The organism is Alteromonas sp. ABE4_545, from assembly GCF_056161325.1.
In genome coordinates, this window is the sequence record NZ_JBSWYY010000013.1 from 1 (window position 1) to 15,843 (window position 15,843).

Annotated in this window: 12 protein-coding genes; 7 read left to right on the top strand and 5 right to left on the bottom strand. The window is 46.4% G+C overall.

Features of this window, described 5'->3' with window-relative positions:
* The first annotated feature begins 399 nt into the window (after nt 1-399).
* Both ACXAH6_RS12665 and ACXAH6_RS12670 read left to right on the top strand, forming a co-directional pair.
* Nucleotides 400-828, top strand: a complete 429-nt coding sequence (locus ACXAH6_RS12665; RefSeq protein WP_474877342.1) for a hypothetical protein — start codon at nt 400-402, stop codon at nt 826-828.
* A gap of 4 nt (nt 829-832) precedes the next feature.
* Nucleotides 833-1,648: a hypothetical protein gene (locus tag ACXAH6_RS12670; protein WP_474877344.1), complete on the top strand. Its 816-nt coding sequence runs from the start codon at nt 833-835 to the stop codon at nt 1,646-1,648.
* Nucleotides 1,649-1,705: 57 nt separating this feature from the next.
* On the opposite strand, the gene ACXAH6_RS12675 is transcribed toward ACXAH6_RS12670, so the two are convergent.
* Entirely contained in the window at nt 1,706-1,924 is a 219-nt protein-coding gene (locus ACXAH6_RS12675; RefSeq protein ID WP_474877345.1) for a hypothetical protein, read from the bottom strand.
* A 264-nt stretch (nt 1,925-2,188) separates the two neighbouring features.
* Between ACXAH6_RS12675 and ACXAH6_RS12680 the strand changes: the two genes are divergently transcribed.
* From ACXAH6_RS12680 to ACXAH6_RS12690, 3 genes are all read left to right on the top strand, one after another.
* Complete coding sequence (locus tag ACXAH6_RS12680; protein WP_474877347.1) at nt 2,189-4,153, top strand: alpha/beta hydrolase family protein; 1,965 nt, start codon at nt 2,189-2,191, stop codon at nt 4,151-4,153.
* Nucleotides 4,154-4,310: 157 nt separating this feature from the next.
* The gene (locus tag ACXAH6_RS12685; protein ID WP_474877504.1) at nt 4,311-4,505 is read left to right on the top strand and encodes an Lrp/AsnC ligand binding domain-containing protein; all 195 of its coding nucleotides are present in this window, start codon (nt 4,311-4,313) and stop codon (nt 4,503-4,505) included.
* 9 nt (nt 4,506-4,514) lie between these two features.
* Nucleotides 4,515-5,258 carry a substrate-binding periplasmic protein gene (locus tag ACXAH6_RS12690; RefSeq protein WP_474877349.1) on the top strand — a complete coding sequence of 248 codons (744 nt, stop codon included), beginning with the start codon at nt 4,515-4,517 and terminating at the stop codon, nt 5,256-5,258.
* Between the two features lie 21 nt (nt 5,259-5,279).
* On the opposite strand, the gene ACXAH6_RS12695 is transcribed toward ACXAH6_RS12690, so the two are convergent.
* The 3 genes from ACXAH6_RS12695 to ACXAH6_RS12705 all read right to left on the bottom strand — a co-directional run bounded on the left by ACXAH6_RS12695 (nt 5,280) and on the right by ACXAH6_RS12705 (nt 10,857).
* Entirely contained in the window at nt 5,280-6,467 is a 1,188-nt protein-coding gene (locus tag ACXAH6_RS12695; RefSeq protein WP_474877350.1) for a PepSY-associated TM helix domain-containing protein, read from the bottom strand.
* A 59-nt stretch (nt 6,468-6,526) separates the two neighbouring features.
* A complete protein-coding gene (locus ACXAH6_RS12700) occupies nt 6,527-8,644 on the bottom strand; it encodes a TonB-dependent siderophore receptor (protein ID WP_474877352.1) in 2,118 nt (705 codons plus the stop codon).
* 149 nt (nt 8,645-8,793) lie between these two features.
* A complete protein-coding gene (locus ACXAH6_RS12705) occupies nt 8,794-10,857 on the bottom strand; it encodes a TonB-dependent receptor (protein WP_474877353.1) in 2,064 nt (687 codons plus the stop codon).
* 100 nt (nt 10,858-10,957) lie between these two features.
* Between ACXAH6_RS12705 and ACXAH6_RS12710 the strand changes: the two genes are divergently transcribed.
* Nucleotides 10,958-11,386: a BlaI/MecI/CopY family transcriptional regulator gene (locus tag ACXAH6_RS12710; RefSeq protein ID WP_474877354.1), complete on the top strand. Its 429-nt coding sequence runs from the start codon at nt 10,958-10,960 to the stop codon at nt 11,384-11,386.
* Entirely contained in the window at nt 11,387-12,313 is a 927-nt protein-coding gene (locus tag ACXAH6_RS12715; protein WP_474877356.1) for a M56 family metallopeptidase, read from the top strand.
* Between the two features lie 110 nt (nt 12,314-12,423).
* Here the strand turns inward: ACXAH6_RS12715 and ACXAH6_RS12720 are convergent, their stop codons facing one another.
* Complete coding sequence (locus tag ACXAH6_RS12720; protein WP_474877357.1) at nt 12,424-15,738, bottom strand: ExeM/NucH family extracellular endonuclease; 3,315 nt, start codon at nt 15,736-15,738, stop codon at nt 12,424-12,426.
* Nucleotides 15,739-15,843 lie beyond the last annotated feature (105 nt).

The window sequence follows — 15,843 nt, forward strand, 5'->3', positions numbered from 1 at the left end:
AACTCGTATTGTTGTGGGGATTTTGGGGTTAGCATGGTGAACACTCCGAATTTCACTATGCCTATTAGATCAAAGCCCCAGACTTTCGTCTAGGGCTTTTTCAACAGTCTGCCACCTTCTTTAGAAGGTGGATTCTTTACTTTAACAGTCTAACTTCATTTTACTGTGAGTAAGTTTAAAGTTTCGGTAATTGTATATGTGCATAAAATCTTCAGAGAATTCGCACAAAGTAAGTTTGGGGTCTTTGATATTGTTATTAGAAGTTAGCTTTCCTCTTTTGACTACGATATGTCATGCAAACGAATCGCGCTCACTTCAGAAGCAAATGTTGAATAATTAAAGGGTTGTAAATCTCTGCCAAGATAGTTGGGTGACGTCAACATGTTGGAGATATACAAGATGAAAGCTAAGCTGCCTTATATTGGTATTTTTTGGGTCTACAAGTCGACTGTACTTGCTAAAGCAATGCCTTTGAATAGTGCAGAGCCTGATAGCCTTTCACTCTATGACAGTGACTTTAGCCATTTAGTAGAGTGGGAAGAGCATAGAATATACCTTCCGTGTTTTCCTGAGCTCATTGCTGTTGAATATCAAGAAGTCAGCAGGGGTAGAGTAATCTACTCTGGAAACTCAAAGTTCTTTAAAATATATGCAGACAGAAAAGTGGTACAGAGCGTTGAGCTTCAAACCTTGGTATGTGATAAATTTAATCTAATACCGAGTCAATGCACTTGGAAGCTAGACAAGCATTACCGTATATTTAGTTCACAAAAAGCTTACGAAAAAGTTAAAATGTCGCTCAGTAAAGAATACGCAAGCAAATCATAGGGACATGACGTTGAATATATTTGAAGTAATAAACAATAGTATTTCTGACTTTGTAGAAAACCAAGAAAATAAAGCGCTCAAGAGAGGTACAGGCTCTTATTCGATACCGTTTAGAGGCTCTATCTTCGGGGAAATCGAGACAGCAAAAGTATTAAGTAAGCTCAATGCCGAATCAGTTGATGTAATTTGGTTAGGCTCAAATCCTAATGTTCCTGAATCTCTCGACGCTATTTTGTCTCCTTCCTCCCCTTCTCACTACGAGGGTTTTGTGCAACAAGCCATGAACGACAATTTCAGCGAAGCGTACAAAAATAGCGAAGGTGCGAATGTCCCATTGTGGGATCCTATTAACAAGCCAAACAACAAGTGGCAATTCTACTCAGAGATATTCAATAAGCGGTTTGGTGAACACAAAACGCTCATGGCTAACATAGTGCTGTGGGGAAGTAAGGATTTTAAAAGCTTCACTTCTCAGTTGGCTAAATACGATAAAGCGCTTTTAGAGAGAGCTATTCAGTTTTCCTACGAGCTGAACAATCAGATAATCGAGTACTTCAAGCCAAAGGTTGTTCTTGTTCCCAAAAGCTTTAATAGCCCATCATCAAAGAATTGGCTACTACACTCTTCAAACTTAACAGACATACAGCATCACGAAGTGAGAGGTAAAGTAACGTTCAAGTTTTCAGTAGGTAGACTGCAAAAAGACGATTTTAAAACAACTGTAATATCAGCCCCCCACCCGTCATACACACCAAGAATTGGTCGTGAATTTAGAGAATCTGCGCAAAACGCTATCTTCACAGTATTACAAAATTGCTGATACACATTACTCAACACGTCTACAGTACAGTGTTGCTTGCGCCATCTGGCAACACTGTCAACTGTTCAAGAAAATATCTTTGTAGCGCTCAAGCATTTTAATACGTTTAGTCTCTAGAGTGTTAGGAGACAGAATAAGACCGCGAGTGTTGCACTTCTCTACACCAGATAACGTTCGCTTCCCCATTAGTTTGACTCTATCTTCGATGGGCATTTCAACTAACGAATCGGGAGCAATGATATCAAACTGACTCAAGAAACAAGGCACACGCTCCATCCCATTTCCCTAAAGTCTAGTGCGAGAACGGCCTTAATCAGCATGTGTCATTGATAAACAGTTAAGTCACATCGAAACACCTATAATATTCGGTATGTTAAAGGTAGGCGATTCGGCTTTTAGTCGCACTGCCTTACTTGATATTAGCACCATCTCAATTCCCCAATTGATAAGGCCTTGCGATAGAAAAGGGAATCTGGTTATATACCGCTTCTACAAAAATACTCATCGGGTTAATTAACCCGTAATAATGGATTGCCTAATATGAAAAAGGGAATTGCCCTGCTTTGGCAGTGCTTGCTAGCAGGTTGTATCTTGTCATTTTCTGCACTCGCTGCGGATTCTGAATCAGCCCCTTCAGCGGGTGAACTGGTTCCAGTCGAGGCTTTTAGCAGTTTGCCTGAGTATGACTCACCTCATCTATCGCCCAATGGAAAACGCATTGCGTATGAGACTAACTTGGCAAATCAAGGTCTCACGGTATTGATGACGCTAGATTTGGAAACCGGTAATACGTATTTCCTGCTTCGGGGAGACAACGAGAAAGTTAAAATTAACTGGTTTCATTGGGCCAATGATGAAGATTTGGTCATCAGCGCGCGATATGAGTCAAAGTACCGCCACCAACGATTCTATCAAACGCGAAGCTTCGTTATGGCCTATAACGACCAAGGAAAACAGCCCAAAGATTTGATCGATTGGCGAGCGCTTCGTCGATACGGGGACCAGTCACATACGCCGCAGTTCCAAGACGAAGTTATTGATTGGCTACCCGATGACCCGGAACATATTTTGATGGCCATTGATATTTCCAGTCCTAATCAGCCATCGGTGTTTAAAGTTAATGTGAAAACGCGGAAAGTGGAGCGCATTGAACGGGGTAAGCGAGGAATTCGCGATTGGTTAACAGACCAAAACGGAGAAATCCGCATCGGCAGTGCACTGAATTATGATAATGGAGACCGCAAAATATATCACCGCAGTCCTGACGACGAATACGAGCTTATTTTCGAATACAACGCAATGACAGATTCACCGACTTTCGCGGTGGGATTTGGCGCAGACCCAAATCTTCTGTACTACAAAAAATATGTGAATGATCATAAAGCGCTTTTCACGCTGAACCTTAAAACCAAGGAACATAATCTGGTATATGCCGACCCTGATTATGACGTGGATGGGGCGCTTATATACTCTCCAGTCACCCGTGACGCTATTGGTATTAGACACGTTAATGCGCCCGGAGGCCGTTACTATTGGGATGAGCGGTACAAGCGCTTGCAAACGTCACTAGACAAGATTTTTGAAGATAAACACAATATTCTGGTGAGCTTTAGTGCTGATGAGAAGCGCTATATCTTTTATACCGAGAACGATAAAACACCGGGCAAGTTTTATATCGGTGATCGTGATGACGGTTCGCTGATGAAGTTGTTTGATCAGTACTCGGCCATCCCTCCAGATATGTTCAACGGCCATGAGTTGCGAAAATACACGACGCGAGATGGTCTAGAGATTGAAGAGTACATAACCTTGCCAAAATTTGGCAAGGCACCTTACCCCACAATAGTGCATCCTCATGGTGGTCCGGGCGCCAGAAATTATAGTGGTTTTGATTACTGGACTGCGTATTTTGTGTCTCGTGGCTATGCGGTAATTCGTCCTAATTTTCGTGGCTCAAGCGGATATGGCTACAGTTTTAGTCAGGCGCAAATGAAAGGTTGGGGCGAGGCAATGCAGGATGACATCACTGATTCTACCTTATGGGGCATCAAAGAAGGGCTGATAGACCCAGAGCATGTTTGCATTGTTGGTGCTAGCTATGGTGGCTACGCAGCGCTGATGGCTGCGGTTAAAACGCCAGATTTGTTTAAGTGCGCGGTGAGTTTTGCCGGTGTCAGTGATCTAGAACAATTAGTGTCACGCAGTCGTTATTTTTTGAATTCTAAATTTGTTAAAAATCAAATTGGTGATGATGACGATGATCTCGAAAGACGCTCACCTGCGTCTTATGCGAAACAGGTTAAAATTCCCATTTTGCTTGTGCACGGAGACGAAGACCGTATCGTCCATGTTGAGCAAAGCCGCATCATGGCAGAAGAATTAGAAGATGAAGGTAAAAACTACCGTTACGTAGAGCTTGAAGCCGGTGACCACTATCTGTCAATTCAGCGGAATCGCCATCTTTTCTTCAAAGAACTTGATAGCTTCCTAAACGCAAACCTTTAGCATGTTTACCTCACTGGTGTATCGTAATGTGTTGAAACGTAATCACTCATTCTAGCTAGTCCAAGCCGGATAAGTTCTGTTGGCGCGCCAATCCCTATCCGGAAATAGCCCGCTGAAACTTTAGAAGACACGGTATTTTGCGCATAAACATAAGGATATTCAGCAACAAAAATGTATAGTGAGTGCTTATAACGTCACCGGTGAATACGCGTTTGTGATAGAGGTCTCGCTGGGTTCTACTAAAAGTCTCGATGCCTTACTGGAGTCGATGAGTCAATTCAGTCTCACAGACACGGCTGTTATATTATCAGCACTCAACTGTGAGCACTTTGACGTTGACACTGAAGAGTGAGAGTTATTCATGCACAAAATTATGAAATGTCATAGGTTTGCACTTTTATTAAAAATAGCGTTTGTTGTTATCAGCTTGTTGGGGCCTGTTAGTGTGTTTGCTTCTGAAAGCCCGATGTCGTTGACACTTGCGGTAGAAGACAGCTGGCCGCCTTATGCCAAAAAAGATGGTACAGGCATATCCCGAACGATCATCGAACAGGCTTTGGCGCCTTCTGGTATTAAACTTGAGTTTTTTGTTGTGCCCTACGCCAGAGCGTTAAAACTCACGGCAGACGGCGTTGTTGATGGGGCTTTTAATGTTACTCGTCAGCCGAGTACCACCAACACCTTTGTTTTTGGGCAAGAGCCTTTGTTGCAGGCCGCTGCCTCATATTTTTATCCACCTACTGAAACGTTTGATTATATCTCACCTAAAGATATTCCAAACGGCACGGCCATTGCTCTGATTATTGGGTACGAATATGGTGATGAATACGAAGCCCATCGCCATCGTTTTGATGAAGTGAGAGTGTCGAGTCAAAAACAAATTATTCGATTGCTCATAGAGCGGAAGGTCGACATGGCAATCATGTTTGATGATGTGGCCGACTACACATTAGGTGAAATGCGACTAGATGCGTACAAAATTAGAAAAGGGCGGCAGAACCACGTGAGTAATATCTATGTGGCTTTCAGTAAAAAACGGCCTGATATTGACAAAAAAATTGCCCTTCTGGATCGCGCTTTAAAAGCGTATCGTCAGAAAAACTAATGGGCCACGTAGCGCTAAGCGTTACCACAATGCAGCAGTGGTCAGTATTGTACAAATACCAATGAGCACAGCAGAGAGCACTGCACCCACTTTCATTTGCCTGATGCCTACACCCAATACGCGGGTCATTACGGGGTTTTGATCACGTCGCCATTTACTCACACGATGGGCATAAATAATTGTGCCGGTAATCGACAAGCTAGTGAGGATGAGGCCAAATATAAAATAGAGGGCTTTGCTCCAATATCCTCCCCATGTGCCAAAGTGAAGAGGGTCTGCTGCTTCAGAAATACGAACGTGTAGTGAGAGTTCGTCCCCCACGCGCTGAGACAACAATTTGCCGGTAACAGGATCAAAGATCAGATTGTTGGCCCTGTCTCGTACCAGTACTTCATCTTCCTGCCCATCAATACGGATGGGTTGCCCCGGTTTGACCGGAAAATAAATCGACTGAATATTAAGGCGTGGCCGCAGCACGGCTACTTGCTCAATAACCTTGTCAAAGGTATTGGGGTTTACGCGTACTGCTTGTTGTTGTGCAATGGCACTGGCCACTTTTCCATTGGCGGGATAAGACGCGCCTAACCCGTACTTTTCCACAAAGTACCATATGCCTGTGATCGCGATGATAAGTAATAACCAAGTACTCCACAGCCCAGTGATGCGATGTAAATCACCCCAGAATACCCGCGGGTTGTTTCGTCTCGGTAGTCGCCACAGTCCTTGCCACCAATGCGGGTGGAGTATCAATCCTGAAATTAAAGAAAAACAGAGTAGAAACGCGGTCGCGGAAACCAGCGTTAAGCCAATGTTGAGTGGCATCATAAGGTGGCGATGAATGCGCCTGAGTGCCGTTTGCCAGTTAAACCACACACCTTCACCAGTGGGAGAGTAGGTGTTGGGGTTGAAGAATAGTCGTAACCGCTGGTTGTTTTCATCATACACCAGAGTTTCTGCGGCAAAACCGTGATGCAGTGGCACAGACATTTGATAGATAGGTTTGCCGTCGGCTGCAGTGAGGGCAGCTCGATAGTACTTGGGCCATTGCATAGGTTGTTGAGGCGCTGACGCCCGCATTGCAGGGTTCGCAAGCCAGTCAATTTCATGCGACAGAACCGCCAAGGTACCGGTAAGCATAATAAAGCACAACAGCACAGCAACAGGAAAGCCTGCATAGCTATGCCATTGATACCACTGTTGCTTATTCATAGGCTGACCGGACTAAATGAGGGCCGGCCAGCATACCTAAGTGCAACAAAGATGTGAATTTAGAAATCGTAGCTAACCTGAACAACCACTTCGCGCGGCTCGCCTGGGAAGTGGCCATTGCGTTCGCTAAATCCACTTACTGCATATACTTTGTCGAACAAGTTTTTCACGTTCACGCTTAACAACACCTTATCCCATTGGGTTGTCCAGCTGGCATCAAATACCGTGAATGGCTTCACTCGTTGACCGTTCAAACTGATTTGCTCACTTACATAGTCAACGCCCATAGCAAAAGACGAGTCGATAGACGCAATGTTGTAGCGGGCCCAGAACCCTGCCTGATGACGCGGTGAGTTGGCAAAACGGCTACCATTGTAGGTGTTGCTGGTACTGCCGCTCTCAACGATAGTGTCGTTATAGGCGTAGTTCGCTGTAATACTGATATTATCTGTTACATCGCCCACCAAGGTAAACTCAGCACCGTTACTTTCTACTAAACCAAAGTTGATGAGGGCCGGCTCAACGTCGTCGTTTTCACCTTCACTGTAGTCAGGGTTGGCAATCACAAGGTTTTCTTTATCAATTTGATAAAGGGCGAAGGTAGTCATAATGCTGCCGTTCAACCAAGACTGTTTCAGCCCCAACTCCACTTGCTCACCGGTTTCTGGTGATAGCGGGGCAGCGCCGGCGTCTTCATAATCAGAAGGGTCTACCGGATTAAAGCTTTCAGAGTAATTTAAATAAACAGTAGTCTCAGCAGTGGGGGTGTAAATTAGTCCTGCTCTAGGAGTCACATCGCTGTCGGAATACTGGGTGTCGGTGTCCATGCTTTTTTCATCAAAATGGTCAAAGCGTGCGCCAACCATCAACGCCCATTCAGGGGAAAAGGCGATCTTATCTTGTAGATAAAAGCTGGCTCGCTCGCGTTTTAATCCATCGCGATTCATGTTGGTGAGGTTATAGGTACTGGGGTCGGTTTCACCGTAATTCAGCGTGAAAATATTTAAGTTAGCGACACCGTCAGCTTCATAACGAGCGCGGTAGTAGTCGTAGTCGGTAGTCACATGGTGCCAGTCGCCACCAAATAGTAATTGATGACTAAGGCCTGCGGTATCGAAGTCATAAACAAAATCTAACGTAAGGCTTAGCTCTTCATTGGCACGATATTGCTTACGGTACTCACGGCGAATGGTTTGATCGTCAATGTTGGCCACACCATCACCATTCACGTCTACCCAACTGCGAGACTCGTGATAGGCTTGCTTACGCTCATTGTCTAAATAGCGCAATGTGCCGTTAAAATTGAAGCTGTCGCTAAATACGTGTTCGAGGTTGGCTTGTAATACAAGGGCTTCCAAATCTTGATAATCGCCTTTTTCGTTGGCGTTATAGCTACGACCAACAATAAAGTTACCCTTGTCATCTACGGGTACGCCACGCAAACGATTGCCGCCCAAGTTCTGCACAATATAATCATAAGTGGTGGTAAGTTCGGTATTGTCACCCAGAACGAATAGGGCGCCACCAGCGAGTTCGATATTCTCAGAGTCGGCGTTGCGGCGAAAACTGTCTTGGGCTTCATAAAAACCGCCGAATCGATAGGCTATAGTATCAGTGAGACCTCCTGTGAACTCGGCTGATGCCCCCGCAAGAGAGAAGTTGCCGCCGGTAACGGTGACATTTTTGTGCTCAGTGAAACTGGGTTGGCGACTCACATAGTTGATCATGCCACCAGGCTCACCGCCACCGTATAATGCCGCTGCGGGGCCTTTTAGTACCTCAACGCGTTCAACGTTAAAAAGCTGTGGCACGCTAAAACCTGAGAAAGGGTCGCCTCTTACACCATCGTAGAACACGTTGGCGTCGTCGCGGAATCCTCGAAATGTCACACCAGAGTAGCTAAATTCACTCACACCAGCGATGGAGCGGTAAAGGTCGGTAATATCACGCGCCGCTTGGTCAGCAATTAACTGATGCGTGAGAACCTGAACTGACAAGGGGATCTCCATAATGTCAGCGTCTGTTTTGGTGCCAACACGCGTGCTGCTGTCGAGATAAAATTGTTGAGCGCGACCAGTAACCTCGATTTTTTCTATGTCGTCGGTTGTTTGGGCTTGAGCAGAAAATACAGCACTAAAGCTCGCGGCTATCGCTAGTGAAATGACAGAGTGTCGCATGAATGTCCTTGTTGATCGGGAAGTAAAAGCTAAACATTATTTGATAATAATTATCATTTATATTTGTTGCTTGTTCAAGATCAGAATGTCACCCAAGGCACCGATTGGATATAAAACGCAAGGCTGCGACGAGCGCAGCCCCATGCTGATTAGAAGTGGTAAGAAACCGAAGCGCGCAGAGTACGCGGTTCTATTACGTGATAATGCAGGTCATCTTCTCCGTCGCTGCTCGCATCTGTCGCAAGGCGTGAGCCATAGTAATAGTCGATATCATGGGCGTCGCTGTCGGTAAGGTTGAGGATGTCGAGCTGAAATACCCAGTCTTCCATTTGGTAGCCTGCACGTAAATTCATAATAGTGCTGCTGTCGGAGGTCACTGAGTTATCTTCAATCAGAGTGCGCTTGCCGAAATAGCGAAGGCGCACGCTACCAAACAGACCATTGTCAAGATTGGCCGATAGTCCAGCTTGTAACACGTGCTTAATTGCACCGGGTATTTCACTGCCTTCTTCGGCATTGTCGGTAAACTCGGCATCGGTGTACGCATACTCAAAGTCCATCATCCACGATGGTGAGAATTGATAATACATCACCACTTCGGCCCCGCGACGTTGAGAGCGTCGACTGGCTTCTGTGTTGCCCGCGTCGCCCACAAATACGAGTTCGCTGTCTAACTTGAGTTGCCACAACGACAATGAGGTGTTGAGTTTTTCGGTAAGAAAGCCACGAATACCTGCCTCTATGCCTTCTGAGCGAACGAGCGGGTCAACGAGATCAACATCATCGCCACTGATAGGGTCTATGTGTATTGTAGTGCCTCGCGCGTCATTAGAGTGCAAGCCTTGTCCGAACGACACATAGGTTTCCCATTCAGGCGATAGGGCATATACGATACTGGCTTTCAGTGATGTCAGTGTGTCATCGTTGGTGCCGCTGTTGGATGATAGATCAACGCCATTGGCGTTTACGCCAACACGGTCTTGTACATCAAAGTCGAAATAGTCACTGCGAATGCCGACCACAGTACGAAGGGCTTGGGTCAAAAATGTTTCTGTTTGTATGTACGCGCCTATGCTCGACTCTGTCACTTGGTCGCTGCGAATGGCGCCTAACCGGCGTCGTTCTGTCGTGTGGTACAAGCCAACTTCATCGATGTCGTCAACGCGTAACTGCGCGCCCATTGTCGTGACCGAGGGTTTACCTAAAAGGGTATGCTCGAAGTGGTAAGCGAGTTCACCACCATAGATCATGCGGTCATCAACTTGCTCAAATTGGTCGCCGTTAACGGGGTCGTCAAGAAAATAGGTAAAGTTAGACCACAAGTTCATGGCATAGTGAATTACATAGGCGGAGGCCGTGAGCTGTTCTGATTGCCAGCCGAGGCTGATACTGTAGCGCTCAGATTCTCCACCCACGGTGGGGTCGATTGAGCCAAGCTCATCAATAACACCAGCGCTGACTGCGCGGGCGGGGATTTGGTCTGCGCTGTTCCAACTGTTGTCATAGCCCATTAGAGTGACAGAGAGCTTGCCGGTATCAAACTGATGGGCGTATTTTGCCATCACGTTGGTTTTATCTAAATCTTCACTGATGTCTGACCAAGGTCCGTCGTAGGTATTTCTCTCGCCGGCAACAAACAGACTGTCTTTGCCTACCGAAAAGCTGTCTAGCGCAACGACTCGCAGGTAGTTATCTTCACCTAGGGTCAGTGCCAATTGTCCTTCGCTCGTGGTTGTCATGGTTTGAAAGTGAGCGCTACCAGCACCACTGAAATCTCCCACGTTGGCGTAGTACACGCCTTTTTGATAACTCAGGCTCTGTACCGCTTCGGGAATAATAAAGTTAAGGTCGGTATAACCTTGGCCATGACCATGGGTACGCATATTTACTGGCATACCATCAACGAAAGTCGCGAAGTCGGTACCATGGTCTAGGTTAAAGCCGCGCAGGAAGTATTGGTTCGCTTTGCCGGTTCCACTGTGTTGGGTAACCACCATACCAGGCACAAATTCAAGCATTTCGCCTGTTCGCAAAATGGGGCGCAACTCAATATCTTGTTGGCTTACAATCCCTTCAGATGCTGAAGTCGCTTGCCCTAACAGGCTAATATTCCGGCCTGATACTTCGATTTTTTCTATATCAACGTCTTTTATTTCTTCTGCCCAAGAGGGCGTTGATGCCACTATCAACAAGCTAATTAGGGGTCGTTTCACAATAATCTCTCAGTTTATCTACGTTAATTGAGCAATATCTGATATGGTGCATAGCCGTATTATTGAATGACTGTGAAAAACCGATAAGAGGTCGGTATTCGTGAAAAGTGTGTATCGAGGATTAACGCAATGGCTAGGTGGCGGGCGTCGAAAAGATGCGTTGCCTGCCTTGGGTGCACGTGAAATTGAGGTGCTAAAACTTCTCTGGGAACGAGGAGAGATGACCGCACAAGACATCGCTGATCTGTTTTCTACCGATCAATTGTCATTGAGTACCATGCAAAGCACCCTCGAACGTTTGTTTCGTAAGAATTTAGTGACCCGATGCAAACAGGGGCGCAGCTATCATTACGCTGCCGCTGTGTCTCAACGCACTATCATTAGTCGTTTAATGAAGGATATTGCCGAACAGCTCGGGAACGGAGAATCGGCAATTATGATCAGTGGCTTTATGTCTTATATCGAGGCCTTACCTGATGATCATGTACCAGAAGAGCTGCGTGCTGTATTGAATAAAAAGAGCCAATAAATGGGGCTGTCAGGCATATTGGCTGAGGTTTTTAGCTGGTTGATTTTGGTAATGGGTGTGTCTTGGGGTATCGCTCTTACCATGCCATTAGTGCTCGGCCGTATAAGCTCCATTGCGCCAGCTAATCAAATTCGTTTACTCATGGCTTTGGCGTGGTTTCCTGTGGTGTGTGCGAGCTGTGCACTGTGGGCGTATCGCATACCCACAGTCAGTCACTGGCTGGTGGATGATCATTGCCACGCTGGTTATTGTGGCCCCCACGATTTGTATTTACCTGTGTCGAGTGGATTTAGCGTTGCGCTTCTGTTGGTTGCCTTATTGGTAGCTTCAGTTGCTGTGGGCGTCGCGCTGCGCCAGCTTATTACCAATCGCCGGTTTAGTGATGCACTTAATTTAATGTCAGAGTCGGTGAGCAAAGCGCACTATCGCGTGGTAACGAGCGATATTCCCTCAGCTTGGTGTGCAGGGCTGTTACGCCCTCAAGTATTTGTTTCTTCAGGGTTGGTGAATAAGCTCACCGCCCTTGAGCTAAGGTTAGTGTTGTTACACGAATTGAGTCACGTGCAAAACCTCGACAACCTGAGGCGGTTAATTGTGCGTTGGCTAGCGGTTGCCTGGCCTTCCAACGTTCGTCGTTTACTCTTACGTCACCTGCAAAACGCCATGGAATTACGCAGTGATTTGTATGCGTTAAATACGGCAAACGTGAAAGACAACCCTAGTTTATTGCCCTTAACCACGTGCCAGGAGGGTGATCACAATGGAAATACGCAGGCGCGTTTACAAGCCCTCTTAACTCAACTTCATTCGCCCATGTCTACGTCGACTATGGCTTTGATTTGGTTGGGTTTAATGGGTATTTTATTGCTTCTTGGTGGCGCGACGGTAGCAATTGGTCACCCGTTATTAGAACTATTAATGCGGTAAATTAGCGCTTTAACGGTGTTGGCTGCGGGTATAAAAAAGGAGCTCACGAAGAGCTCCTTTTGCGTTTTTGATATCAGCTACTCAATAATGAGTCGGGGTATCTTGTCAGATTACGCTTTACGCTTTCTTCTAATAAATGCTAGGCCTAACCAAGCACTGAATAAGAAAGCTAGCTCAGTGATACCAGAGGCACCACCAGACTTGTGTTCTTCAGCGTCATCATCGCCTTCATCTACTGGCGTCTCTTCTTCAGTTTCTAATGTGAAGCTAACTACCACAGGATCGTGATCAGATGAACGGAATGCGTCTTCTGCGTAGAAGTCGACAAGCTGAGCGTCTGACTTACTCTCGGTGTTGTAATCCAATGCACGAGGCTCATCGGCATTGATATGCCAATGCTCTGCGCCGGTTACTAGTGCTGCAAGCGACTCGCTAGCTAAAGCGTGGTCCATCGAACCAAACTCACCGCCATAGGCATAAGAGTAATTCTCGTCGCCTTGCGCTGCCGCTACTAGGTCAGTAAAGCCCTCAGCAACAATGGCTTGTACAGGATCTTCTTTCGCGTAGGCGTTCAAGTCACCAATTGCCAAAATGTTTTCTTGGGCGCTTAGTGTCTCGTCGGCGGCAATCCATGCCATTGCTGCTTCGGCTTGTTCAACACGTTTTGCATTGTAACAACCTTGGCCATCTTCTTGGTCTAGGTTGCCATCTGTCGCGTTTGAACCACAGCTCTTAGAGCGCAGGTGGTTTACCATTACCGCTAAGGTTTGTGTTTCGTCGTCAGCCATTGCAAAAATTTGTACAAACGGAGGACGATTGAAAATTTCATCATCGTTGTACATAACGTCGCCAACCGTAGTCACTGATGCTGTTTTGTATAGCAAGCCGTTAGTTACAAGGTCAGTACCTACCGTGCCATCAGCGGCAACAAAAGCGTATACACCTTCGCCAGCAACGGCGTTTAGTGCATCAACCAATTGCGCAATAGCACTGTCTGTGTCATAGCCGTCGTTCTCAATTTCCATCAAGCCAACAATGTCGGCATCCATAGCAATAATGGCTTGAACAATTTTAGCTAACTGACGCTCGTACTCTTCAACACTATCTGCACCACGGCTAGTTGGGAACCCTTCGCCCGCGCCGTCGCCGTTGAATAGGTTGAGTACGTTCATGCTCGCAACCGTTAGATTACCACGAGTAATCGTTGGTGCTTCATCACGAGGATTGGCACTAACAAAGGTTGGGTCGATCGTCGGCAGAACGCGGTACTCTGAGTAAGAGTAATCAACTACACCGGTTAGGCCTGTGACTTCATCACCGTGACGTAGTGTATTACTTGCACTCAAGCCGCCAGTTGGGTAAATCACTTCATCAGGGTATGAGCCACCAATCACGTCATCTAGTGTGATTTGGTTTAGTGCATTCTCAGCGGCTTGTGCTTGCTGTTCATCAGAACCTGGTGCGAATAGCTGAGTAGATACATAAGGACGGCCGTTAGATAACGTCACTTCACCGTACTGCGCAAGTGCGTAGTTATCCGTTACGGTCAGTGCATCGTTAAATGTCACTAACATACCTTCAAGCTGTTCTGGTGCGAGTTCAGATGCGAAAGGCAAGCTAGCTTCTGTTGCTGCCACTTCACCAGTACCACAGCTTTTATAGGTTTCGCTGGCTGATACTTGTGTGCGGTTGTAGTATTCAGACACACTGCCACTTAAGCGAACTTGTGTACCTACAGCAGGCATATCACCGTCTGCAGTGTAATACACAAATACGGCTTCAGAGGTTTCGCTGTTGTCATCGCTATCAGCAGCTTCTTCTTGAACGAAGAACCCATTCAATGAATCAAATGTTGCTGTTACGATACCTTCGATAACTACGGTTTCGCCAACCAGTGGTGATTCTTCACCAGAACCCTGAACGGCACTGATTAGGGTGGCTGTTTCGCCACATTCACCTACTGGGTCAACAATCACTTCTTCTTCTGAACACGCTTGGCCATACACTTCTTCAACCCATTCTGGGTGGTCAATGTATGGGTTACGGTTACCTTGGTAGGTGTAAATCGCAGAGTTACGTGCAATTTCAAAGTCGTCTACTGGATCGGCTTTGTCCCACTCAAGTAGCGTACATAGCTTACCGAGCTTAGCGTCGCCATTTGATGTGATTTCATCAACCAACACCAAGTCTGGAGTGACATCGGCACCTTCGTATCGGGTGTCCATGTATAACATCATACGTGCAACGTCACCTTTTACGGCATCGCGAGGTTCAAAAGAATCGCTATCAATGCTGTTTTCAGGTGCTTCGGTGAGTGCGTCGTCCGACTCATCAAAGTCTAGATTGCCACGAGATGCATTCACTGAAATATCTGTTGGGCGTAAGTGGTGAATATCGGTATACGCTTCGTTGCTGCTTGAGCTGAAACCATGGCTTTTTGGCCATGTGTGCTCGCGGTTCCAGTTGTCTTGATCACTGCTTTGATCGCCAGAACCATTGCTGTGCTTAGAAATCGAGCGTCCGCTGTACAACAAAATTACGTTGTCAGCGTTATCAGGATCTTCGTCAGTGTGAGTTAGCGCCGTCCATACTTCACCATAAGTCAGTTGTTTTGCGCCTGTGCTGATGATGCCATTGATAGCACTTTTGATCGTAGCCGCATCGGATTCAGCTTCTACAGCACTGATTGCCGCAGCATAGTAAATGGCGTCATCGTATGTGCTAGCATCGGCAACAGGGTCAATTTCACTACAGTTATAACACGGTGTGGTATCTGTGCTGTCATCTGAGCCAGAGTCACCACTGTCATCACCGCCGTCACCCGAATCACCAGCATCTTCGCTTTCATCGGCATAAGTTTTAAGTGGAAATGGGGTTGAAGCTGTTGCATTGTCGCTGGCACCGTCTAGCGCATCGGTACCGCTAAATGTCCAGTTGCCAATGGTAAACGTTGAACCGTCAGCACTAGAGCTTGATGAGCGATACGCCCAACCGTCAAGGTACTCCCAATCTTGGCCTGAACCATCCACATTGATATCACCAAACACATCGATAACTTCACCATTACAGTATAGTTCGATAGCGTCATCGCCATTAATCCCAGCTACACCATCGGCGTAATCAGGGGCAAATCCAAAAAAAGAGGTAAAACCTTCGGTTTCACTCGCTACATAAATATATGTGCCAGCAACCGCAGAGCCTGTATTAAAAGTGAGTTCTTGCCCGTCCGAACCGCCGCCATTGTTCGCTGATCCAATACCGCATTGGCTCAAGTCAGCAATGTCGTTCAAAGTGTACAGTTCGATTGCCTTGGGGACGCCACCAGAGAGTGGACCATCAATAACCCCCGTGATGACCATATCAGCCGACACCGCATGAGCACTAGAAAGTGCCGCGGCTAGCAAGGCCGGTAGTCTAAAGTTCATACTTCATCCTTAAGAGTGGCTATGGCGAATGCCATGCCTTTTTTTATAGTTAGAAAGAGTCAAGCAGTGGAATTGTGCTGACTAAAAAATAAACATGGACCAAGT